This window comes from Microbacterium sp. NPDC089189 (genome assembly GCF_040685095.1).
Lineage (GTDB): Bacteria > Actinomycetota > Actinomycetes > Actinomycetales > Microbacteriaceae > Microbacterium.
In genome coordinates, this window is sequence record NZ_JBFBHG010000025.1 from 27,565 (window position 1) to 50,596 (window position 23,032).

Genomic DNA, 23,032 nt, shown 5'->3' on the forward strand with positions numbered 1-23,032 from the left:
TACGTACATGCGTTCGCAGAGCGAACATCGACGAAGGAGTGCGGATGATCGACAAGACCGTGCCCGACGTGGAGTCGGCGCTCGCCGGCATCCCCGACGGCGCCACCATCCTGATCGGCGGCTTCGGCCGCGCCGGTCAGCCCGTCGAGTTGATCGACGCCCTCATCGCCCAGGGCGCCTCCGGGCTGACGATCGTCAGCAACAACGCCGGCAACGGCGACGTCGGCCTCGCGGCGTTGCTCGCCGAGAAGCGCGTGCGCCGGATCATCTGCTCGTTCCCGCGGCAGGCGGACTCCTGGGTCTTCGACGGCCTCTACCGCGCGGGCGAGATCGAGCTCGAGGTCGTGCCGCAGGGCAACCTCGCCGAGCGCATCCGTGCGGCCGGCGCCGGCGTCGGCGCCTTCTTCTCGCCCACGGGCGTGGGCACCCAGCTCGCCGAGGGCAAGGAGGAGCGGGTGATCGACGGTCGCCGCTACGTGCTCGAGTACCCCATCCGCGCCGATGTCGCCCTCATCAGCGCACGTGCCGGCGATCGGTGGGGGAACCTCGTCTACCGCGAGACGGCCCGCAACTTCGGGCCGATCATGGCGACCGCCGCGACGACGACCATTGCGCAGGTCGACGAGATCGTGCCCCTCGGTGCGCTCGACCCGGAGACGGTCGTCACGCCGGGCATCTTCGTGGACCGCGTCGTGGCGGTGGGGGAGCGACGCTGGCTGGACGACGGCGTCTTCGTCGGAGGGGTGGACCTCGAAGGCCGCCCGGTCGCCGCGGCGGCAGAAGGAGCATCATGACCACTCGACTCTCGCGCGTCGACCTGGCGCGCCGCATCGCCGCCGACATCCCCGAGGGGGCGTACGTGAACCTCGGCATCGGCGCGCCGACGCTCGTCGCCGATCACCTGCCGGACGGCCTCGAGATCGTGCTGCACACCGAGAACGGTCTGCTCGGGATGGGGCCGGCCCCCGAGGCGTCCCGGGTCGACCCCGATCTCATCAACGCGGGCAAGCAGGCGGTGACGGCGTTGCCGGGCGCGGCCTACTTCCACCATGCGGACTCGTTCGCCATGATGCGCGGCGGGCACCTCGACGTCTGCGTGCTCGGGGCCTTCCAGGTCTCGCAGAGCGGTGACCTCGCCAACTGGTCGACGGGGGAGCCGGGCGCGATCCCCGCCGTCGGCGGGGCCATGGACCTCGCGATCGGTGCGAAGGACGTCTACGTGATGACGGACCTGCTCACCAAGCAGGGCGAGTCCAAGCTCGTCGCCGCGTGCACCTACCCGCTCACCGGCGTCGGCTGCGTGTCGCGTGTCTACACCGACCATGCCGTGTTCGACGTGACGGCCGACGGCTTCGCCGTTCGCGAGCTGTTCGGCGACACGACGCTCGACGAACTCCGCGAGCTCACCGGGCTCGACCTCATCGACTCCTCGGATGCGGCCGCATCCGGCACCGAAGGGAACCGCGCATGACCGCCAGCTTCGTCTACGACGCCGTCCGCACGCCCTTCGGCCGGGCCGGGGGCGCGCTCGCCGGCGTCCGTCCCGACGACCTCGCCGCCGTCGTCATGAAGGCCGCGGTCGAGCGCACCGGCATCGATCCGGCGCGGATCGGCGACGTCATCTTCGGCGACGCCAACCAGGCCGGCGAGGACAACCGCAACGTGGCGCGGTTCGGCGCGCTGCTGGCCGGATTCCCCACGAGCGTCACCGGTGTCACCGTCAACCGGCTGTGCGCCTCGTCGCTCGAGGCGGTCATCCAGGCCGCGCGCGCGGTCGAGACCGGCGACGCCGACATCGTGCTCGCGGGCGGCGTGGAGTCGATGAGTCGTGCCCCGTTCGTCGTCGAGAAGTCGCCCAAGCCCTGGCCGGCCGTCGGCAACCAGACGCTCTGGAACACGGCGATCGGCTGGCGCATGACCAACCGCGCGCTGCCGACGGGGTGGACCATCAGCAACGGCGAGTCGGCCGAGAAGATCGCCCGCGAGTGGGGGCTGTCGCGCGAGGAGCAGGACGCCTTCGCCGTGCGCTCGCACCGCCTCGCGGCCCAGGCCTGGGCGGATGGCGTCTACGACAGCGAGATCGTCCAGGTGCCGGGCGCCGAACTGGCCCGTGACGAGGGCATCCGCGCGGACTCGTCGATCGAGAAGCTGGCGGGTCTGAAGCCCCTCTTCGCGAGCGACGGCGCGGGCTCGGTCACCGCGGGCAACTCGTCGGGCATCAACGACGGCGCCTCCGCGGTGCTCGTCGGCGCCGAGGGGGCGCTCCCGGGTGAACCGCTCGCCCGCATCGCCGGACGTGCCACGCACGGCGTCGACCCCGACGTCTTCCCTATCGCTCCCATCGAAGCGGCCAACAAGGCGTTGGCGCGGGCGGGGCGCACCTGGGCCGATGTGGATGTGGTGGAGCTCAACGAGGCGTTCGCGTCGCAGTCGCTCGCGTGCATCGCGGGGTGGCCCGACCTCGACCCCGAGAAGGTCAACATCCACGGCGGCGCGCTGGCCATCGGGCACCCGCTGGGGGCGTCGGGCGGTCGCGTCCTGGGGCACGCGGCCCACGAGCTGGCCCGTCGCGGCGGCGGCGTCGCGGTCGTCGCGCTCTGCATCGGCGTCGGGCAGGGGCTGGCGGTCGTCCTCGAACGCTGAGCCCGCCCCATCCGCCCGCGCGTTCCCGTCCGTTCTCGGAGATCACACCGTTTCTCGGAGTGCGCGCGCCGCATCCTCCGAGAAACGAGCGATTCTCCGAGAACACGCGGGGCGGAAGCACGCGCGGCCCGTGGGGTCAGCGCACGCCCTTCATGAGGGCGAGCACGGGCTTGACGCACAGCAGCAGGGCCACGCCCAGCGCGATCGCGATGACACCCAGGATCGAGAAGTAGGGCACCTCGTTCTGCGGGTCGTAGAGCGTGCCGAGCTCGCCCGCGATCGCCGTGCCGAGGGCGACCGAGAGGAAGAAGAGCGCCACCATCTGCGTGTGGAAGATGTTCGGCCCGAGCTTGGTCGACACCGAGAGCCCGATGGGCGAGATGAACAGCTCCGCCACGGTGAAGACGAAGAGGATGCCGATGATCGCGAGGAGCGGCGTCGTGTTCTGGCCGCCGTTGGCCCAGATCAGGAAGAGCAGGAACGCGGCGCCCATGACGATCGCGCCCAGCGAGAACTTCACCGGGGTGCTCGGTTGCCGGCGGCCGAGCTTCGTCCAGATCGCGGCGAAGACGCCGGAGAGGATGATGATGAAGACCGGGTTGATGGACTGCACCCACGAGACGGGCATCTCCCACCCGAACAGGTCGCGGTTCAGGCGCTGGTCGGAGTAGATCGTCAGCACGGTGAACTGCTGCTGGTACAGCGACCAGAACCCGACGCTCACGACGAACAGCGGGATGAACCCGTAGACGCGCGAGCGCTCGATCGGCGCGATACGCCTGGACGACAGGATGACGGCGAAGTAGGCGATCGCGGCGACGACGGTGACGACGATCACCACGACGGCGAGGTTGTCGGCGCGGATGACGCCCACGAGAACCGCGACGGCGATGAGCACGACACCCGCGATCGCGATGCCGATCCACAGGGCGTAGCGGTTGGTCGGCAACGGGTTGGGGACGACCCGGGCGGATGCGGGGAGCCCGCGGCGTCCGATCGCGTACTGGATGAGGCCGACCCCCATGCCGACGGCCGCCAGACCGAAGCCCCAGTGGAAGCCGAGCGTGCTCTGCAGCAGCCCGGTGAGCAGCGCGCCCGCGAACGCGCCCAGGTTGATGCCCAGGTAGAAGAGCGAGAAGCCGCCGTCGCGTCGGGTGTCCTCCGTCGAGTACAGCGAGCCGACGACCGAGGTCGCATTGGCCTTCAGCCCGCCGGAGCCGATCGCCACGAGCACGAGACCGACGCCGACCCCCAGGAACCCGGGGAGCACGGCGAGGGCGATGTGCCCCGCCATGATGACGATGGCGCTCGCGAAGAGCACGCGTTCGGCGCCGAGCAGTCGATCGGCGATCCACGCGCCCAGGATCGTCGACAGGTAGACCGCCCCGCCGTAGGCGCCCACGATGCCGGTCGCGATGGCCTTGTCGACGCCGAGGCCCCCCTGGTCGACGCTGTAGTACAGGTAGATCAGCAGGATCCCCTGCATGCCGTAGAAGCTGAAGCGCTCCCACATCTCGACGCCGAAGACGTGCGCCAGCGCCCACGGCTGGCCGAAGAACCGGGTGTCCCCGTCGGAGGGTGTGTCGGTCGTCGACGTGCCGCGTGGTGCCTCAGCCATGAGGACACCGTAGTGGAGGAGCGTTACTCCGGCAGCGCTGGACGCGCCTCGTGCGGATCGCGGCGGCTCGGGATGAAGAGGGCGAGCACGAGCGCCACCGCGGCGGCGGCGCCGCCCAGCACGAACGACACCTGGAACGCGTCGGATGTGGGCGCCGTCATCCCGTCGACCTCGATCGACATGGTGGCCAGGACCGCGCCGATGATCGCCGCCGCGGTGCTGGTTCCCAGCGAGCGGAACAGCGCGTTCAGGCCGTTCGATGCGCCCGTCTCCGACGGCGGCACCGACCGCATGATGAGCATCGGCATCGCGGCGTAGCCGAAGCCGATGCCGACGCCGATGACGATGTTGGCGACGAGGATCTGCCACACCTCGCTCGCGAACAGCAGCGTGAAGCCGTAGGCGGCGATGAGCGAGATCGCGCCGATGACGAGCAGGAGCTTGGGCCCGATCGAGCGCGCGAGGCGGGCCGAGAAGGGCGAGATGACCATCATGACCAGCCCCGACGGCATGACGATGAGCGACGCCGCGAGCAGCGACAGCCCGAAGCCCGCGCCCGTCGACACGGGGAGCTCCAGCATCTGCGGGAACACCACGTTCGAGGCGAACAGGGCGAAGCCGATCCCCACCGAGGCGAGGTTGGTGAGCAGGACGGCCGGGCGCGCGGCGACCCGCAGATCCAGCAGCGGCTGGTCGATGCGCAGCTCGTACCACCCCCACACGAGCAGCACGACGACACCGCCGAGGCCGCACGCGAGCGTGGCGGGCGCGCTCCAGCCCCACTCGTTGCCGCGCGACACCGCCAGCAGCACCCCCACGAGCCCGACCGCGAGCCCGGCCGCGCCGACGTAGTCGAACCGGCCGGCGGTGCGCAGCACGCTGACCGGCACGATCCACAGCACGAGCAGGAAGACCACGGCGCCGAGCGCGCCGGCGACCCAGAACAGCACGTGCCAGTCCGCGTTCTCGGTGACCAGTGCGCTGATGGGAAGGCCCACCGCGCCGCCCACGCCGAGCGTCGCGCTGATCAGGGCGATCGCCCCATCCACGCGGTCCTCGTGCAGCACGTCGCGCAGGATCGAGATGCCGAGGGGGATGACGCCCGTCACCGCTCCCTGCAGGGTGCGGCCGACGACCACCCCCGCGATGCCCTGCGAGAGCGCGGCGATGACCGAGCCCAGCACGAGCACGCCGAGCAGCACCAGGACGATCCGCCGCTTGCCGTACATGTCGCCGAGGCGCCCGGCGATCGGGGTGATGACGGCCGAGGCGAGCAGCGTCGAGGTCACCACCCAGGCGGTGTCCTCACGGCTGGCGTCGAGCAGTTCGGGCAGCTTCGCCTGGATCGGGACGACCAGGGTGAACATGAACGACGAGGCGAGGCCCGCAACAGCCAGCACGGCCACGATGGCGGCCTGCGACGGCATCCGGGTGAGCCGTCGTCGTGCGCGCTCGTCCCGTTCGGCCATCCCTCCAGGCTATCCCCGGCGCGCGGGGGCGAGGGCGGCCGGTGCCCCGGATGCGGGGCGCGCCGCCTGCCGGAGGTCCCCGTCGACCGCGTCGAGCCAGACGGCGAGCGATGCCCGGGATGCGGGGGTGTCGGGGTAGCGGCAGCGCAGATGCAGGCCCGTGTCGTTGATGACGAACCAGATCATGACGCCGTCGGTGCGGATCGCCGCCGACACCCAGTGCGCCTCGGCGTCGGCGGGAACGGCGACCGGCAGTCGGCGGGTGTCGAGCCACGAGATGGCGAACATGCCGGGAACGCTCGGCCAGCCCCCGAGCGGAGCGAAGATCGGCGCGAGCGGGTGGGACCCCAGCCGCAGCGCTCGGCGGATGTCGGCGGCGCACGCGACCGGGTCCGCCTCCTCGCACTCGATGACGGCGTTGGTGATGAACCAGCCCACGGCGTCGGACCATCGCGGCTCGTGCCGGCTGTGCACCGGGAACACCGCCCGGAGGGGAGCCGCGGCCACGCGCCGGGTGGCGGCGGTGACAGCGGCCAGGGCCAGGGCGGTCACCCGTACGCCCGCCGCATCGGCGGCCGCCGAGAGCGCCTCGACGCCGGCCGCGTCGAGCACGTCGCGCACCTCGACGACCTCGGCGGGAACCGGCGAGAGGTCGCCGAGGGGGAGCGGGAAGCGGGGCATGGCCCCCTCGCCCGCATCGAGCAGGCGGTGCCATTCGTCGAGGACGTCGGCGGGCGCCGCATCCCGCCCCTCGAGCGCCGCCGTGTGCTCCGCGAAGGGCGCGGCCGGCGTCTGCGGCTCGGGTGCCGGATCGTCGCCGAGCGCCGCGCGGAGGTCGCGCGCCAGCACGAGCAGCGACCACATGTCGACGTGCGCGTGATCGGATCCGATCACGACGACCGGCGCCCCCTCCTCGGCCTCGACCAGGCACAGCCGGTACGACCCGGGCGCGTACGGCCGGCAGGTCTCGTCGAGCACCTGGCGGAGGGCGGCGGCGGTCGTGGTGGCGACCGGATGCTGCTGCCACACCCCGGGCTCCGGTTCCGCGTCGAAGAGCGCCACGCCGTCGGCGCCCGGCGCGAAGACCGTGCGGAGCGTCCCGTGCCGCGCGATGACGGCGTCCCACGCGGGGCCGAGCCTCGCGCGCGAGGCGCCGGGGAGACGGAACGACATCGCCATCCACGATCCGGGGCGATCCCCCTCGCCCACGTGGCGACCCTGGTCGAACGAGACCCGCACCTCTCGGTCGGTCGCCCGCAGGCGCACCGCGTAGCTGTGCAGCGCCCCGGGCGGCAGCGACAACTGGGAGACATTGGTGAGGCGCATCGCGCCGTAGTCTAGGGGGCGCTGATTTCCGAGAGAGGACGGCCCCGGATGCCTTCGTTGCAGGTGCGCGGCGCGACGCTCGATTACGACGTCACCGGCGATTCCGGGCCCCTCGTCGTGCAACTGCACGGGCTGACCTCGAGCCGCGCGCGCGACGCGCAGCTGGGTCTCGATCTGGGCCGGGCCCTGCGCGGTCATCGCGTGCTCCGTTACGACGCCCGCGCGCACGGCCGATCGAGCGGCACGCACCGCGAGGCCGACTACGGCTGGGATGCGCTCGCCCGCGATCTGCTGGCGCTGCTCGATCACGTGGCTCCGGGGGAGCGGGTGCACGGCGTCGGTCCCTCGATGGGGGCGGGGACGCTGCTGCACGCGGCCGTCGCCGATCCGGGACGCTTCGCGAGCCTCACCCTCGTGACCCCGCCCACCGCCTGGAAGCGGCGTCGCGCGCAGGGGGACCTCTACCGTGCGAACGCGGACCTCGTCGAGCGCGGCGGACTGGCCGCGTTCCTCGCGCTGGGGGACACGGCCCCCGTGCCGCCCGCGCTCGCCGATGCCCCCGAGACGCGGCCCGCGATTCCCCCTGAGCTCCTGCCGATCGTGCTGCGGGGGGCCGCGTCCACCGATCTGCCGCGCAAGAAGAAGGTGGCGCGGATCGCCGCGCGCACGCTCGTGCTGGCGTGGACGGGCGACCGGACGCATCCGCTCAAGACCGCGCGGACGCTGCGCGAGCTGATCGACGGCAGCCGTCTGATCGTCGCGCGGAGCCCGTACGGCGTCATGGCGTGGCCGGGGCTGTTCGCCGAGCACGTGGTCACCCGCGGCTGATCCGTGCCCGCGCCGTCGCCGTGCGTCGGTGCGAGACTGGGGGCATGAGCGCCCCCTCGATCCGCATGCTCGAGACCGCCGCCGATGCGCACACCGCGTCCGAGGTGCTGGCGGAGGTCTGGGGCGGCGACCGCTCCGGCATCGCGCCCAACCTGCTGCGGGCGTTGTCGCACACGGGTTCCTACACGGCCGGGCTCTTCGTGGGCGACCGGATGGTCGGAGCCTCCGTCGCCTTCTTCGCCGAGCCCGCCGCGCGGTCGATGCACTCGCACATCACGGGCGTGCTCGCCGAGTACCGCGGTGCGGGGCTCGGTCGTCTGCTCAAACGCCACCAGCAGGAGTGGGCGCTGGCGCGGGGCGTCGGGCGCATCACGTGGACGTTCGATCCCCTGGTCGCGCGCAACGCGCACCTCAACCTGTCGGTGCTCGGCACGCGCGTGGTCGACTACCTCGTCGACCACTACGGCAGCATGGACGACGGCGTGAACCGCGGTGACGAGACCGACCGCATCCTGGTGTCGTGGGAGCTCGCGGCGCCGCCGCTGCCCGCACCCGACGAGTCGGACGTCGCGGCCGTGGTGACCGTGCCCGCCGACATCGAGGCCCTCCGTCTCACGGCGCCCGTCGAGGCGGCGACGTGGCGGCGGGTCGTGCGCGACGAGCTGGGCGGGTACCTCTCGCAGGGGCTCGTGATCGCCGGTTTCGACGTGGCGCGGGGTTACCTGCTCGTACCGCGGCCCTGAGCTTTCAGCCCTGGTCGACGGCGATCGTCAGCTCGCCGGATGCGTCGACGCCGAGCGTGCCCTGGTACACGAACGAGGCGGTGACGGGTTGTCCGTCTCGCACGACGTCGAGGGTGCCGGGCTGTGTGGCGAAGCGCCACGTCTCGTCGTCGTCGGTCCACACGCGATCGAGGAACACGTAGCCGGTTCCCGGAGCAGCCCCCGTGGGCGTGGCGCCGCGGAGCTCGGGCGGACACGTCGGCCCGGTGAGCCCGGACGCCACGCAGTCGTCCAGGGCCGCGGTGAGCAGTGATCCGATCTCCGACTGCAGCACGTTGACGGCGAGCTCCGGCACCGCGGGGAGAGCGGCGGGGTCGTCGGTCCCGATGTGCTGTCCATCCGGCACGCGATACAGCAGCTCCTCCCAGCGCTCGGTCACGCCGGAGGGGTCGACCACCGTCATCGTGTAGTTTCCCGGCCACGCGATCGATTCCGCGCGTCCGTCCCGCACCGGGAGCGCGCAGTCGTCCTCGATCATCACATCGGCCACGGTGGGCCCATCGAAGCCCACCTCGATGCGCCAGCCCTCGGGAGGAACGACCAGCCATCGGTCGTCGACGCGCTCGAGCGAGATCTGCTCGGTGACCTCCGAGGGCAGCCGGTAGGTGACCTCGGCGTCGGCGCGGTCGCCGTCGACCGTGATCGCGTCGATCTCGGGGGCGGCGATCGAGGAGTCGAGCTCGAGGTCCGCGGTCAACGACCGGCAGGCGAAGTCCGACTCCTGCCAGGTCGACATCGCGAGCGCCGTGGAGAGCTCGCCGTCGGCCAGTGCCCGGAGGAACGTCATCAGGGTGGTCTCGGCGTCGTCCGGGGAGGATCCACCGTCGGAGCCGTCGCCGCGCGGGGCGCAGGCGGTCAGCAGCAGGGCCGCCCCGATCCCCGCAGCGATGAGGACGCGGCCCGCTCGCCGACGGCGCGCGCGCCCTCGGGCGGTCGACGCGGTCGTGGTGGTGTGCGGCAGTGTCATCTGTCCCCCCGCGATCGAGCATAGGTCGGCTCCGCGCCCCGCGACAGCGTCTCGCCGCGGCTGTGGAGAGCGCTCCGGCGGCGCGCCACGCGACCTCCCGCGTCGCCGTCTGCTGCGGGACGGGGCCCCGGCTGTCATGCTGGGCCTATGCAGCGCACCGGAGCCGACGTCGACGCCGCCCTCGCACAGGTGACACCCGTCGCGCGCAAACGCGACGCGGCGCTCGTGGCGCGCCTCCTCGCCGACGTCACCGGACGCGAGGCGGAACTCTGGACGGGCGGGATCATCGGGTACGGCGCGTGCCACTACCGGTATCCCGCCGGCACCGAGGGAGACTCTCCGCTCATCGGCTTCGCACCGCGCAAGCGGGCGCTGACGCTCTATCTGCTGGACGGCGTCGAGGCCCACCGTGAGGCCCTGGCCGAGCTCGGCACCCATTCGACCGGCGTCGGGTGCGTCTACATCCCCGATGTCGCGACCGTGGATGAGGCCGTGCTCCGCCGCATCCTGGACGCGTCGTACCGGCGGGCGCTCTCGGCCGAGACGTCGTACGGCATCCTCACCGTCCTCGACTGAAGCGCGCCCGCCCGGTTACGACAGGAGCGCGATCGTCGGCCATTTCCCGGCGACGCTGCCGGTCAGGTTGGCCAGGTCGTTCTCGAGGGCGTGCATCTGGCCCTTCGTCTCGATCCACTTGTCGGTCACGAGCGTGATGATGCCCTGCACGAACTCGACGAGGTCGCTGATCGTGTTGATGATCTCCGACACGATGTTGAGCCACTTGGTCGGATCGGCCGAGAGGAAGTTGCCGACGCTGGTGGCGACGAGCTGCGCGTAGTCGATGAACGCCATCGCGAGGTCGACCCAGAAGTCGATGATCTGCAGGCCGTGGTCGCCCAGGTGCGTCGCGAACGAGCCGGCGTAGCCGACCACCCCGCTGATCGCGTCGGCCTGCACGCCCGGCATGTCGCGGTAGACAGCGCCCTCCTCGCCGACCCATGACCCGGATGCGGGGAACGACGACGCCGCCGCGCCCTGCACGAACACGAGCTGCCCGGAGAGGTCGGACTTCACGCTCAGCCACGAGTCCTTCGCGTCGAGGAACCAGAACGGCCATCCCGGGGATGCGAGCTGGGCCATCTCGATCGCGAGATCGCTCCAGACCTTCTCGAGCCGGTCCATGGCGTCGCCGATCTTCTCGATCAGATCGTCGTCGGCGCACATGCCCCAGTCGTTGTTGTTGAACTTCTCGATGCAGTCGTTGATGCCGTTGCCCATCTCCTCCGACTTGTCCGAGATGTCCTGGACGTTCTCGTCGAACTCCGACTCGCTCACCGTCATGATGTCTCCTCGTCTGCGCTCGTCATCGGGCTTGTCGTGCGGGTCATCACGGGTTCTGCGACTTCCACTGGGCGTACTCGTCGCTGTCGAGGTACTCGGTCCGGGTGTCCTCGAGGGCCACGGCGATCGCCTCCATGGCGTCGCGACCGTCCTGCAGGTAGGCCACGGTCCACGCGGCGAGGGTGTTGTACTGGGTGCTGAAGCCCGCGGCGTACGAGATGCCGTCGGTCACCGCTGTCGGCACGGTCTCGACGCCGCTTCCGGTCTGACGTGCGCCGTCCACCACCGCGCCGATGTCGCGCCACTTGGCGGCATCCTTCACGAAGTGGTCGAAGATGACGGAGAAATCGATCTGATCGCTCATGCGCGGGCCTCCTCCTGGCGTCCGCCGCGGAGTGCGGCGAGTCGGCGTGCGGTGTGTTCACGAACCTCGGTCAGCGCCGGCATCGACTCGTCGAGTCGACGTTGGTCGTCGGCCGCGCGTCGGCGGATCTCGGCCAGCGCCGCGGTGATGTCGTCGGCGATGACCTCGGGTGTCTGGAAGACGACGCGGTCGCGGTCGGTCTCGAGCGCGAGCAGGGTGGTGCGCGAGCGCAGCACCTCGAAGATGCGGGCGGGGCTGGTGAAGCGATCGCGTCGCGACAGCTCCGCCAGGCCGTCGCGGTAGCGGCGGTACTCGGCGCGGGCGGCTGCGGCGAGGGCGAACTTCGTCTCGAGATCCTCCCGCGACGTCGGCGCGGGCACCCGCGCGCGGTACTGCGAGAGCGACGGGTCGGGCTGTGCGCTCGGACGCGGACCGAGCGGGATCTCGCTGGGCGCTGCCCGGTCGATCCAGTCCTCGGCCAGGCGGGCCGACGCGTTGCCGGCGGCCTGGTTGACGGCCCGAGCCAGCTCCCGGAGCTCCAGGCGGCGGTCCCAGTCGGAACTCAAGCGCACGGCGATCACGTCGCCCGCGGAGGAGATCGTCACGCTCAGCGCACCGGAGGCGTCTTCTCCGTCGAACGTCTCCCCGGCCGGCCACTGCGCCTGCATCGACGCGACGGCGTGACGCAGCCCCGCGATCGCATCGGCGACGTCGGCGAATCGACCCCCGGCACCGCTCATCGCCAGATCTTCTTTCCGATGGTCTCGCTCGCCTGTCGGTAGCGGGCGTCGATCTCGGCGAGACGATCCGAGTACTCCTGGACGATGCGCGCGAGCTCGTCGAGGCTCCTCGTCCACTCCCGCTGCGCCCGGTCGTAGGCGTCGGATGCGTCTCCCGACCACGCCGAGCGCAGAACTGCCACGCGCTCATCCAGCTCGGCGAGCGTCGCGGAGAGCGAGCGGCTGGTGCGGGCGAGGGCGTCGCGCAGCTGCACCAATCCCTCGCCGGATACGGACAGGTCCGCCATCGTGAGTCCTTTCGGCCGCAGGGGTGCCGATGATGGCAGTCCCGACCGCGGTGCGACCGAGTGGTCGGTATCTCGCCGAGGCGAGGACCGTTCCCCCGACTTCAGCCTAGGAGGCGGCGGCATCGCGCACCCGGAGGTGCGTCATCCTGTGGACAAGTCCTGTGGCCCGGCGGCCGACGCGCGGGCGCCGGCCGTCGGATGCTCCCGCGTCGTGATCAGAGGTGGTGCGGCGGGGCGAAGACGAGCTGCGCGGCGACGAGCCCGTGCTCGCGGCTCACGACCTGGGCCCGACCCGGCGCGGCGGGCGCGGCCTTGATGCGGCCGATCAGCGGACCCTCCTCCGGGCTGCCGCCGAGCAGGATGCCCGTCGCGCCCAGGTCGGTGAAGCGCTGGATGATCGGGTCGTAGGCCGCTCGGCTCGCGCCACCGCTGCGGCGCGTGAGGATGACGTGCAGACCCACGTCGCTCGCCTGGGCGAGCAGAGGCTGCAGGACCGCGATGGGGTTTCCCTGGCTCGTCGCGACGAGGTCGTAGTCGTCGATCAGCACGAAGCCCTCGGCGCCCTTCCACCAGCTGCGCTCGCGCAGCTGCTCGGGCGTCACATCCGGGCCGGGGATGCGGCTGGAGAAGAACGCCGACAGCTCCGCCATCCCGCTCGCGGCCGGCTCGTGCGAGGTGAGATACGCGCCGAGATAGTCCTTGGGGATGTCGCCCAACAGGGAACGGCGGTAGTCGACGGCGAAGATCTTGGCTTCGCTCGGCCCGTACAGGCGCGTGATCTCCTGGACGATGCCGCGCAGGAACGCGGACTTGCCGGTGCCCGAATCGCCGTACAGGTAGAGGTGCGCCTCCTTGTTCGGGTCGATGCCGAAGGGCGACAGCTTCGCCTCGTCGACGCCGAGCAGGATGCGGCGGTCGTCGGCCCCCGCCTGCGCGCGGACGGCATCGAGGCCGATGAGCTCCGGCAGGAGACGGAGCTTGGGTCCGGCGGGTCCCTGCCAGGCGGCGTTGACCCGGGCGATCATGGCGTCGATCCCGTCGACGAGGGCGCCGGCGTCGCCGGAGCCGTCGATGCGGGGGAGTGCGCCGAGCATCTGCAGACGCTTCGCGCTGAGGCCGCGGCCCGGCTGACCGGCCGGGACGTTCGCGGCCTGCTTGCGGTCGATCTCCGAGTCGGAGGGGTCGCCCAAGCGCAGCTCGAGGCGGGTCTGGATGAGGTCCTTCAGGCTCGCGCGGATCTCGAGCCAGCGGTTGGCGGTGACGACGACGTGCACGCCGAAGCTCAGACCGCGCGCCGCGATCGTCTGCACCCGCGTCTCGAGCGCCTCGTACTCGCTGCGCAGCGTCGCCCACCCGTCGACGACGAGGAAGACGTCGCCGTAGCCGTCGTCGACGAGTCCCTGGCTGCGCCGCAGCCGGTAGGTGTCGATCGAGTCGATACCGTTCTGGCGGAAGTATCGCTCGCGGTCGTCGATGATCGACTCGACCTCGGCCACCGTGCGTCGCACCGCCTCGGCCTCGGTGCGGGTCGCGACGCCGGCGATGTGCGGGTGCTTCTGCAGGCCCGTGAACGTGCCGCCGCCGAAGTCGAGCACGTAGAACTGCAGCTCGAGGGGGGTCGCGGTCAGCGCGAGCGCCGACACGAGCGTGCGGGCGAGGGTCGATTTTCCGCTCAGCGGGCTGCCGACGATCGCGACGTGACCGGCGGCGCCGCCGAGCGAGACCACCAGGTTCTCGCGCCGCTGCTCGAGCGGCACGTCCACGATGCCGAGCGGCACGGTGAGGTTGCCCACCCGCCGCCATCCGGGCGAGACGAGGCCGAGCGTCGGGTCCTCGGCGATGTCCGGCATCAGCTCGTCGAGCGAGGCGGGGTCGGCGAGCGGCGGCAGCCACACCTGGTGGGCGGGCGGCCCGTAGCCCTTCATGCGCTCCACGGCGATCTGGAACGTCGAACGCTCCTCGCTGGGCTGCGGGACCTCGTCGCGCGACGAGTCGTCCGGCACCTCTTCGAACTCGAGGGGCTGCGGGGCGGCGGTGAAGACCTCGATGCGCGCGGCCTCGTCGCTCTGGCCCGCGCCGGCCTCGCCGATGGCGCCGCGGATGCGCGTCTTCGGCGTCCCCGACACGTAGGCGGCCTTGAACTGGACGAGATTGTCGGTGTCGGCCTTCAGGTAGCCCACACCGGGCTCCTGCGGGAGCGTGTAGGCATCGGGGGTGCCGATGATCGTGCGGGACTCCGCGGCCGAGAAGGTGCGCAGACCGATGCGGTACGACAGGTAGGTGTCGAGGCCGCGGAGCTTCCCCTCCTCCAGCCGCTGCGAGGCGAGCAGCAGATGCACCTGCAGCGAACGGCCGACGCGACCGATGTTGATGAAGCTCTCCACGAACTCGGGCTTCGCCGCCAGCAGCTCGGAGAACTCGTCGGCGACGATCAGGAGCGCCGGGAGCGGGGCCAGATCGGTCCGACCGCCCTTGCGCGCCTTCTCGTAGTCGAACACGTTGGCGAAGTTGCCGGCCGCGCGCAGCAGCTCCTGGCGGCGCACGACCTCACCCTGGAGGGCGTCCTGGAAGCGGTCGACGAGGGCGAGCTCGCTGCCGAGGTTCGTGATGATCGCCGAGACGTGCGGCATCCCGGCCATGCCGGCGAAGGTCGCCCCACCCTTGAAGTCGACGAGCACGAAGTTGAGCTGCTCGGGCGAGTGGCTGAGCGCGAGCGCGAGCACGAGGGTGCGCAGCACCTCGGACTTACCCGAGCCGGTGGCGCCGATCATGACGCCGTGCGGACCCATGCCCTGCTGGGCGGCTTCCTTGAGGTCGAGGACGAGCGGGGCGCCAGAGGTGTCCTGACCGATCGGCACTCGCAGGCGGTCGCGCTCGAGGCGGCCCGACCACGCGCGGTCGAAGTCGATCTCGCGGACGTCGGGCTGACCGAGCAGCTCGACGAGCTCCCGCTGGCCCTGGGTCTGACTGCCCGTGTCGGCCAGAGCCGCCGGGTTGGAATACAGCGGCATCAGCCGGCGGGCGGTCGCCTCGGCCTCGGCGATGGAGGTGGTGTCGGGCAGGAAGTGGCTCGACCCCTCGGTGAGATCGATCAGCTCCGCCTGGCGGTCGCTCGACTCGGCGGGCGGCAGGGCGATGCGGATGACGTCGGGGTTCTCGAGCTCCGACCACCGGGTCGGCATCTCGAGCACGGTCACCCCCTGCATGCCGTCGCCGCCGACCACGGGGTCGCCCATCGGCAGGCGCACGCCGTCGACCACGAGCAGCACGTGCGGTGTGACACCGCCGCTGCCGCGGACGAAACGCGGGCGCTCTCGGAGCCCCGCGGGAAGAAGGTCCTCGAGGTCGTCGAGCGACGACGCGATCATGCGGGCCTGGCCGAGCTTGTCGCTCGCGCGGCTCGACAGGGCGTGCGGCAGCCACTTCGCCCACTCCCAGGCGGGCAGCTGCGCCTCACCCGCGAGGATCGCCACGACGACGTCCTCGGGATCCTGCAGGGTCGCCGCTCCCACCACGAGGGCGCGCGCCAGAGCACGCACGGCCTCCTCGTCGGGGCCGACGAGCTCGATCTTGGCGTAGTCCGTGAGGGTGAGGCCCAGGGGGAGCGCCGGCTGCATCTCGTGCGTCAGCATGAAGCGGTGCGCGGCGGAGGCCGCGACCGGGTCGAGCTGCGCGAGCGGCGGCAGGTCGGGGGCCTCGAGCGAGATGCACAGCGGCTGGTCGGAGGTGCCGATGCGGGTGAGCAGGAACCCCTCGTCGCCGGGCTGGCGCTCCCACACGCGCGTGCGCTCCTCGGCGATGAACGGGAGTGCGGAGGGCGACGGAGTCACCCAGGCGCCGTGGCGGCGCTGTTTGCGAGCGGCGACGCGGACGGTCTCCCGCAGCTCGCCCAGGTATGCGAGGTACTCGCGACGGTTGCCGAGCACCTGGGCGTTCCGCTGCGCGCGCTGGCGCCATCCGTTCACGGCCACGAAGCCGAGTGAGGAGAGCAGGAACATGCCGCCCGTGATGAACCCGGTCGGGCCCGCGTTCGAGATCGTCACCATCACGATCGCGCCCACACTGCCGAGCATCGGCAGAAGCGAGGTCAGCATGCTGCTGCCGCCCTCGTTCGGCACGAGCTCCGGCGGTGGTTGCACCACGATCCGTCCGCTGGGGACGGTGGGGGGTGCCAGGCGTGGTCCCTTGCTCACGAGGAGGGATCTCCGATCAGGCGGCTGACGGTGAACACGCGGTTTCCCATGCGGATACGCGTGTCGTCGTCGACGAAGGTGCGGGCGTGCGGATGAAGCGTCTGACTGCGGCCGTCCTCGTCCACGAGGTCGGTGCCGTTGGTGGAACCCGCGTCCGTGACCCAGACCCCGCCGCGGTCGTACTCGAGGCGCAGGTGGGTCTTCGACACGCTCGAGTCGGGGTCGCGGACGGTCACCAGGGCGTCGGTCGGCTCGGTCTGCTCGGGGTTGCGGCCGAGGTTCACGGCGACGGGCAGCGGCAGCTGCGCGCGCTGGCCGGTGTCGAAGATCAGCAGTAGCTCGCCCGACAGCGGCTCTTCGGCGGCCGGCTGGAACGGCACGGCTCCCGTCGGGCGGGCCGGCTGATCGGTGTTGCCGTCGGCCGATGCGGCGGGAGAGGCGGATGCCGGTTCGCCCCAGGCGGCGGCGACCGGTGCGGCGGCAGCGGCGACCGCTGCGGGCTCGGGGGGCAGCGGCGGCGGGACGGGGCCCCGGCCCTTCTCCGCCGACACGGGTGCGGGAGACCAGGGACGCGCGACGACGGTGGGGGAGGGGACGGCCATCACGTCGGATGCGCCGCCGCCCCGCTGCGCGCGGGCGAACCGCTCGGATGCGGGGCGTCGCGGGACGGCGACGACGACGGTCTGCGCCGCGCGGTCGGCCCAGGAACGCCGGGCGCCGGAGCGGTCGCCGGCGGCCGAGCCCTCGACCACCCACGCTCCGGCCGCGAAGACGAGTCCGCCGAGGGCGACGAGCGAGCCGCGGACGAAGCTGCGTCCGGCGCCGGGCGAGTACGGTGCGTCGGTCCGGGCGACGCGCAGGCCCATGAGCGCCTTGCCGGGGCTGACCCCGGTGCGGGCCTGAAGGATCCACAGACCGAGGACCGCTTCGACGCCGAGGAGCACGCCGAAGACGGCCGAGCTGCTGAGGATCCATGCGGCGGCGGTCACCGACGCGACGATCGCGATGTCGATCGTGAACGCGGCCAGTCGAGCACCGACGCCGGCGGGTTCGCCCCGAAACTGCGGCGGCAGACTCATGCGCCCATCATCCCACGCAGGATGTCGACGGTATCGGCGGCGAGAAGGCCCGCAGGCAGCGAGAGAGCGATGGCGATCCATTCGAAGACGTCGCCGAGGCGCGACCACCGCAGGGAGTTCGCGCCGCGCGAGGCGGGGATGATGACGAGCGCGGCGAGAGCGCCGACGGCGAGGCAGATACCGGCGATGACGGTGAGCTCCACGGCGCCGGCGTCACGGGTCGCGGCGAGGACCGTGACGACGACGATCGCCGCGGCGGCGATGCGGGGGAGCCACCGCAGCAGCGGCGTCGAGAACTTTCGCGCGCCGAGCAGCAGAGCGAGGACGACGGTCGCCGCCAGCGCGATGCGCGCCGAGAACACGAGCGGATCGGACGCGCCGAAGTCCGGGATGGCCAGGGGGGCGCAGAGGACGACCGCGACGGTGAGGATGAACGTTCCGGCCACGAGCCGACCGGTCGAGCGGGCGACGAGATTGCGCGCATCGGTCGCCGCGATCGAGTTGATCTCCTCCGGCAGCTGCTGGCGCACGCTCCACCGCGTGGTCTGGTACTGCGCGTAGTCGATGAACATGCCGGGGGGCACGTCCACCAGCGTGGCGAGCAGCACGCGCAGCGCGACCGGGGCCAGCCCCAGGGTGACGGCCGCCGGGGCGGTGGGGGGAAGACCCAGAACGAGAGCCAGTGCCCAGACGCCCGCGAGCACCAGCAGCAGGGTCGTGGCGGCGCTGAGTCGCGCGTGGATGCCGGCGGGCCGGCCGACGAGGGCCAGGAGGGCGGCGATCACGCTCGCGGCGAGAAGGCCCACGAAGACCTGCAGCACGGTGGTCGCCGCGGGGAGGACGGGGATCACGGCAGTTCCGGCGGCGAAGGCGAGCAGGAGGACCGCGACGAGTTCCGCGTCGGCGCCGGGGCGGGCGGGCGTCGCGCGCGCGGCGACCAGGAGGCCCGCGGCCACTGCGCCGAGACCGACGATCACGGCGACGGCGATGCGGGTCGACGGGTCGAACGCCTCCGGCACGAAGAGCGAGAGGACCGCGAGGAGCAATCCCACGCCGCCCAGCATCCACCAGGCCCCCGGAGCCTCGCCGCGTCCCTCGCGGCGTCGGCCCCGACGCCCCTGCGGGGTGAGGCGCTGCGAGAGATCGACGAGGGCGAGCACGGTGCCGTCGGCGAGCTCGTCGACGCGGACGAGCGGGCTCACCTCGCGGCCGTCGACCTCGAGCAGCACGTCGCGCCCGACCTCCTGACGGATGCCGAGCACGGTGAGTGCGTCCGCGAGGGTGGCGTCGATCGGGACGACGAGGTCGTGGCGCGCGTCGCCGTCGAGGATGGCGAGCCGGCGTCGGTCGATGGTGTCCGTCGTCATGATCGTGCTGTCGCCTCCGCGCGGGGTGCTACCGGCGGCACTCGTCGCCGCAGCCCACCGTGTGCGTTAGCCATGGATCTGTCCGGTCCCCCACCTCGTCGCGTTCCGTCAGCGTATCGTTTCGCGCAGCCTCGGCATGAACGTCCCCGGAGGGGTGTACACGCGGTGCCGCCGCGACCTAGCGGCGGAAGAGTTTGGCGGAGTTGCGGTCGGTTTCGACGTAGTTGGTGGCGATGTTCTCGGTGGCGCCGGCGATGGTGGCCAGGACGCTCTTCATCTGTTCGAAGGTGAGCGACCATTCGCGTTGCGCGTTGTCGTAGGCGACGCGTGCGGCGCCGTCCCAGGTGCCGCGGAGGCGGTTGGCTTCCTGTTCGAGGGTGCGCAGTGCGATCTCGATGCGCTGCGATTCGCGGCGCAGTTCTGCGGCGGATGCGCTGAGTGCTGCGGGGGAGACGCTGAGGTCTGCCATGGTCACTGTCCTCCCATGATCGCGCCGAGCCCGCCGATGGTGGACTGGTGCTGCTCTTCGAGTGCAGCCTGCGACCGCTCCGTGGAACGCAGGGCCTCTTCCAGATGCACGAGAGTCTGGTTGATGCGGTGCGCACCCGCCGTCCAGGTGTGGACCATCTCGGTGTAGGAGCGCGACGCGTCCCCGCGCCAGATCGCCTGGATCTGCTCGAGCTCGGCCCCGACGCGTCGCGTCGCGTCGGCGATGTCGAAGTGCGTGTTCGAGACGGCTTCCGCCCCTCGGCGCAGTGCGCCCTCTTCTGCGGAGATCTGATCGCTCATGAGAGCCCCTCACTGATCGAAAGAATCATCGTGGTCATTCGTCGCGTCCGCCGGAACCGGCGTTCTCCGACCGGGGACCGAAATCGGCGTCGTCCTCGAGCTTCGGAGCCACCGGCCCGCCCAGGCCGCGACCCTTCTTCTCGTTCCGACCGCCGCCGCCCGCGGGCGCACCGCCACCGCCGCCCATCATGCCGGCCGGGCCGCGCGACCCGCCGGCTTCGCCGGCCGCACCGACTCCGACGCCCGTGCCGCCCTTGCCGAGCAGACCGCCCGCGGCACCGCCGGCGTTGGCGGTGAGACCGCCGCCCAGGCCGCCCGCGCGAAGACCGCCCGCACCGCCGGCGCCGCCCGCACCGCCCAGACCACCGAGGCCGCCGGCGCCGCCGAGGCGCCCGAGACCACCGCCGGCCGCCGCCTTGCCCAGACCGCCCAGAGCCGCGCCCGCACCGCCGGCGACCAGGCCGCTGGTCATCCCGCCGCCCAGGCCCCCGCCACCGGAGCCGCCGATACCGATGCCGCCCGCGCCGCCGGGGCCGCCGGGCAGCGTGCCCACGCCCGGTCCACCCGGCAACGACGGCACGCCGCCGTCCGTCGGCCCGTCGGGGTTGAGGATGATGCCGGGACCGCCGGGGAGAACACCGGGGCCGCCGGGGATGAAGATGCCGTTCCCGCCCGGGCCGGGGTACGTCGGAACGACACCACCGGTGCCGCCACCGGGAGGTCCCGCCGGGGGCATGTCGAAGTCGGGGTACTGCTGGAAGCTGGGTCCGCCGTCCGTGCCACCGGGACCGCCGGGATACGACGGCGTCGACGGAGAGGAGGGTTCGCCGGGGGCGTCGTCTCCTCCGTCGCGGATGTACAGTTCCGGCGGCTTCGGCAGAGACTGGCGAGCGATGTCGTACTCGTCACTCACGCGCTCGACGGCGTCACGGGCCTGGTCGTCGCGCTGGTTGCCCATGTACCAGTCGGCGAGAGCGATCGCCCCCTCGCCGGCGACGATCGAGAACGGGCCGAACGGGATGACGGCACCTGCCGCGGCCCCCCGGATCAGGGCGCGCTGCTCGGAGCTCAGCTCGCCGCTGCCGAGTGCCGCGAGCTCCCGGTGCGCGCTCTCGCGCACGTTGTTCGCGTTCGTGATCGCCGTGGGCAGGTCGTTCTCGAGATATCGGATCTGCTCATCGATCGACGCTTTCACCGTTTGGAGGCTGATCGTCGCAGCCTCATCCGTCGTCCCGACCAGTCCGGTCTCGCTCGAGACCCGATCGAGAAGCGACCGCAGCTGGTTCATCGCGGTGGTGACGTTGTAGAGGGCGGGCAGGTACCACGCCTCGCCCTCCGCCAGATTGCGCAGACGCTGTTCCCAGTCGCTCATGACTGCCCCTCTCGGTGTGCGTTCTTGCTTCTCCGTACCAGCACGATCGTCAGGATGATGACGGCCGCGAGAATGACGATGCCGACGATCGAGACGACGAGGACGATGCCGGCGATGCCGTCATCCGCGGCGCCCGGGTCGGGAGCATCCGGGGCGTCGGAGGCCGGAGGCGTCGCCTCGACCGCGGCCATGGCCGCCGCCAACGCCTCGTCGTCCGGAACCTCGGCACCGTGCTCGAGGAAGATGTTCTCGTCGGGGTAGCCCGAGGGATCGGTGCGCAGCACGTGCTGCAGCGATGCGACGCCGTAGCCGTAGCCGCCGCGTTCGTCGTAGGCGAGCTCGTGGTCCTCGGGCCCGGTGTTGCGTGCCAGTGACTGGAGCAGCTGATTGCCGGTCGCGTCGGGGTACTTCTGCATCGCGGCGGCGAGGATGCCGGCGACGAGCGGTGTGGCGTGCGACGAGCCGTCGGCCAGCTCGAACTCGTCCCAGCTGCCGTTCGCGCCGAGGACGGCGACGCCGTTGCCGGGCGCGACGATGGTGGTGTCGAAGACGGCGTTCTCGAGACCGGTCGACGTCGTCAGGAACCGCTGGTTCGCGTCGACGGCGTTGACCGAGACGACCCCGCGCAGCGAGGCGGGCACGCCGCCGCCTTGGTTCAATGCGTCGTTGGTCACACCCGCCACGATCGGCACCTGTTCCGCGATCGCGCGCGCGACCGTCGCGCTGCCGTCCGGGCTGCCGCCATTCTGCGAGACGCTGATGATGTCGGCGCCGTCGTCGAGGGCCTGACCGATCATCCACATGGCGGGGTCGCTGTCGGCGGCCGCGATCGCGGGATTGGGGTCGCACGCCTCTTCAGTGGGGTTCGAGTAGAAGATGATGCGGGCGTCGGGCACGATGCCCCGCAGGCCGCTCGGCCCGGTGCCGTTGGCCACGAGCAGGCCCACCGACGTCGAGCCGTGCGACGACGACAGGCTGTACTCGGTCGTTTCGGCAGGGATGTTCGTGCAGCCGGTGGTGTCGGAGACGGTGATGTCGGCGTCGGCGAAATCCGGGAGGTCCGGGTTGATCTGGCCATCGATGACGGCGATCGTCACGCCGTCGCCCGTCCAGCCCTCGGCGTGTACGGCGTCGACGCCGTACGCCGTGTACCACCAGTTGCCGTCGGCGGTGGTGGCGGCGGACGCCGGCACGGCCGAGACCAGGCCGGCGGTCACGAGGGCCGAGAGGAGAAGAAGGCGTCGGGAGCGTGGGGCGACGCGCGAGGGCCGCGTCACCATGCCGTCGGCGCGCCACCGGTGCCGGGAGCAGGCGTCGGTGGGGGTGTGGGGGCGGCCGGGGCGGGCGCCGCGAGGATGCCCTCGACGAAGGCGTCCTCCTGACGGCTCTGCAGCGAGCCGGCGTCCTCGTTCTCGACGTGCATGGCTGCGGCCTGCTGGAAGGCGGTGCTGTTGGTCTCCACGAGCGCACGCACCGTCTCGGTGTTCTGTGCGATGCCCCGTGCGATGATCCGCAGGCGCTCGCGCATGGCCGACTGGGCAGGCTCCGTGGAGGCGCCCTCGGCGCGCTGCACGTCCGCGGGGTCGGGCAGTGCCCCGGCCTGCTCGAGCAGCAGGTTGATGTTCTGGGTGAGGATGCCGAGCGTGAACCCGATCTCTGCGCCAAGGCCCATGATTCCCCCGTGGTCGTGCGGTGTGTCGTGATGTGGGTGCTGCGGGTCGGGGCGGCGATGCCGTCCCGACCCGCAGCCGTGCCTTCAGCGAAGGCGCGGTGTGGTGTTTAGAGTGCGAAGCGTCCTGCGGCGGACTTGTCGGTGGAGACGTAGCCCTGGGAGATCTCTTCGGTCTTGGAGGAGATCTGTTCGAGG

22 protein-coding genes are annotated in these 23,032 nt (G+C 71.7%); 6 read left to right on the forward strand and 16 right to left on the reverse strand.

Going from position 1 to position 23,032, the window contains the following annotated elements; genetic code table 11:
- Positions 1 to 44: 44 nt before the first annotated feature.
- From AB0N73_RS13580 to AB0N73_RS13590, 3 genes are read left to right on the forward strand one after another with little or no spacing between them, the layout of a single operon-like run.
- A complete protein-coding gene (locus AB0N73_RS13580; protein WP_363564337.1) occupies positions 45 to 794 on the forward strand; it encodes a 3-oxoacid CoA-transferase subunit A in 750 nt (249 codons plus the stop codon).
- Positions 791 to 1,471, forward strand: a complete 681-nt coding sequence (locus AB0N73_RS13585; protein ID WP_363564339.1) for a 3-oxoacid CoA-transferase subunit B — start codon at positions 791 to 793, stop codon at positions 1,469 to 1,471. The genes AB0N73_RS13580 and AB0N73_RS13585 overlap by 4 nt, the downstream gene beginning before the upstream one ends.
- Positions 1,468 to 2,643 (forward strand): thiolase family protein, encoded by a 1,176-nt coding sequence (locus AB0N73_RS13590; RefSeq protein WP_363564341.1) that lies wholly within the window; start codon positions 1,468 to 1,470, stop codon positions 2,641 to 2,643. Before AB0N73_RS13585 ends, AB0N73_RS13590 begins: the two co-directional genes overlap by 4 nt.
- A gap of 136 nt (positions 2,644 to 2,779) precedes the next feature.
- On the opposite strand, the gene AB0N73_RS13595 is transcribed toward AB0N73_RS13590, so the two are convergent.
- From AB0N73_RS13595 to AB0N73_RS13605, 3 genes are read right to left on the reverse strand one after another with little or no spacing between them, the layout of a single operon-like run.
- On the reverse strand, positions 2,780 to 4,261 hold the full coding sequence (locus AB0N73_RS13595) for an oligopeptide:H+ symporter (RefSeq protein WP_363564343.1): 1,482 nt from the start codon (positions 4,259 to 4,261) through the stop codon (positions 2,780 to 2,782).
- A 23-nt stretch (positions 4,262 to 4,284) separates the two neighbouring features.
- Entirely contained in the window at positions 4,285 to 5,688 is a 1,404-nt protein-coding gene (locus AB0N73_RS13600; protein WP_363564379.1) for an MFS transporter, read from the reverse strand.
- Between the two features lie 51 nt (positions 5,689 to 5,739).
- Positions 5,740 to 7,056 carry a condensation domain-containing protein gene (locus AB0N73_RS13605; protein ID WP_363564345.1) on the reverse strand — a complete coding sequence of 439 codons (1,317 nt, stop codon included), beginning with the start codon at positions 7,054 to 7,056 and terminating at the stop codon, positions 5,740 to 5,742.
- A gap of 48 nt (positions 7,057 to 7,104) precedes the next feature.
- Between AB0N73_RS13605 and AB0N73_RS13610 the strand changes: the two genes are divergently transcribed.
- Positions 7,105 to 7,884, forward strand: coding sequence for an alpha/beta hydrolase (locus tag AB0N73_RS13610; RefSeq protein WP_363564347.1), 780 nt, complete (start codon positions 7,105 to 7,107; stop codon positions 7,882 to 7,884).
- 44 nt (positions 7,885 to 7,928) lie between these two features.
- A complete protein-coding gene (locus tag AB0N73_RS13615) occupies positions 7,929 to 8,627 on the forward strand; it encodes a GNAT family N-acetyltransferase (RefSeq protein WP_363564349.1) in 699 nt (232 codons plus the stop codon).
- 4 nt (positions 8,628 to 8,631) lie between these two features.
- Here the strand turns inward: AB0N73_RS13615 and AB0N73_RS13620 are convergent, their stop codons facing one another.
- Positions 8,632 to 9,633, reverse strand: coding sequence for a hypothetical protein (locus AB0N73_RS13620; protein ID WP_363564351.1), 1,002 nt, complete (start codon positions 9,631 to 9,633; stop codon positions 8,632 to 8,634).
- Between the two features lie 147 nt (positions 9,634 to 9,780).
- Here AB0N73_RS13620 and AB0N73_RS13625 point away from each other — a divergent pair, with 147 nt between their 5' ends.
- Positions 9,781 to 10,209 (forward strand): DUF1801 domain-containing protein, encoded by a 429-nt coding sequence (locus tag AB0N73_RS13625; RefSeq protein ID WP_363564353.1) that lies wholly within the window; start codon positions 9,781 to 9,783, stop codon positions 10,207 to 10,209.
- A gap of 15 nt (positions 10,210 to 10,224) precedes the next feature.
- Here the strand turns inward: AB0N73_RS13625 and AB0N73_RS13630 are convergent, their stop codons facing one another.
- The 12 genes from AB0N73_RS13630 to AB0N73_RS13685 form a co-directional block, all read right to left on the reverse strand.
- Positions 10,225 to 10,974 (reverse strand): hypothetical protein, encoded by a 750-nt coding sequence (locus AB0N73_RS13630; RefSeq protein ID WP_363564355.1) that lies wholly within the window; start codon positions 10,972 to 10,974, stop codon positions 10,225 to 10,227.
- A gap of 46 nt (positions 10,975 to 11,020) precedes the next feature.
- Positions 11,021 to 11,338, reverse strand: a complete 318-nt coding sequence (locus tag AB0N73_RS13635; protein WP_363564357.1) for a hypothetical protein — start codon at positions 11,336 to 11,338, stop codon at positions 11,021 to 11,023.
- Positions 11,335 to 12,078: a hypothetical protein gene (locus AB0N73_RS13640; RefSeq protein WP_363564359.1), complete on the reverse strand. Its 744-nt coding sequence runs from the start codon at positions 12,076 to 12,078 to the stop codon at positions 11,335 to 11,337. The genes AB0N73_RS13635 and AB0N73_RS13640 overlap by 4 nt, the downstream gene beginning before the upstream one ends.
- Entirely contained in the window at positions 12,075 to 12,365 is a 291-nt protein-coding gene (locus AB0N73_RS13645) for a WXG100 family type VII secretion target (protein WP_363564361.1), read from the reverse strand. Before AB0N73_RS13645 ends, AB0N73_RS13640 begins: the two co-directional genes overlap by 4 nt.
- 215 nt (positions 12,366 to 12,580) lie before the next feature.
- Positions 12,581 to 16,507, reverse strand: coding sequence for a type VII secretion protein EccCa (gene eccCa / locus AB0N73_RS13650; protein ID WP_363564363.1), 3,927 nt, complete (start codon positions 16,505 to 16,507; stop codon positions 12,581 to 12,583).
- A 47-nt stretch (positions 16,508 to 16,554) separates the two neighbouring features.
- A complete protein-coding gene (locus AB0N73_RS13655; RefSeq protein WP_363564365.1) occupies positions 16,555 to 17,637 on the reverse strand; it encodes an RDD family protein in 1,083 nt (360 codons plus the stop codon).
- Positions 17,634 to 19,004 carry a hypothetical protein gene (locus AB0N73_RS13660; RefSeq protein ID WP_363564367.1) on the reverse strand — a complete coding sequence of 457 codons (1,371 nt, stop codon included), beginning with the start codon at positions 19,002 to 19,004 and terminating at the stop codon, positions 17,634 to 17,636. Before AB0N73_RS13660 ends, AB0N73_RS13655 begins: the two co-directional genes overlap by 4 nt.
- A gap of 178 nt (positions 19,005 to 19,182) precedes the next feature.
- Positions 19,183 to 19,473, reverse strand: coding sequence for a WXG100 family type VII secretion target (locus AB0N73_RS13665; RefSeq protein ID WP_363564369.1), 291 nt, complete (start codon positions 19,471 to 19,473; stop codon positions 19,183 to 19,185).
- 2 nt (positions 19,474 to 19,475) lie between these two features.
- On the reverse strand, positions 19,476 to 19,793 hold the full coding sequence (locus tag AB0N73_RS13670; protein WP_363564371.1) for a WXG100 family type VII secretion target: 318 nt from the start codon (positions 19,791 to 19,793) through the stop codon (positions 19,476 to 19,478).
- Positions 19,794 to 19,827: 34 nt separating this feature from the next.
- A complete protein-coding gene (locus AB0N73_RS13675) occupies positions 19,828 to 21,165 on the reverse strand; it encodes a hypothetical protein (protein WP_363564373.1) in 1,338 nt (445 codons plus the stop codon).
- The gene (locus tag AB0N73_RS13680; RefSeq protein ID WP_363564375.1) at positions 21,162 to 22,382 is read right to left on the reverse strand and encodes a S8/S53 family peptidase; all 1,221 of its coding nucleotides are present in this window, start codon (positions 22,380 to 22,382) and stop codon (positions 21,162 to 21,164) included. The genes AB0N73_RS13675 and AB0N73_RS13680 overlap by 4 nt, the downstream gene beginning before the upstream one ends.
- A gap of 56 nt (positions 22,383 to 22,438) precedes the next feature.
- The gene (locus tag AB0N73_RS13685) at positions 22,439 to 22,837 is read right to left on the reverse strand and encodes a hypothetical protein (protein ID WP_363564377.1); all 399 of its coding nucleotides are present in this window, start codon (positions 22,835 to 22,837) and stop codon (positions 22,439 to 22,441) included.
- Between the last annotated feature and the right edge of the window lie 195 nt (positions 22,838 to 23,032).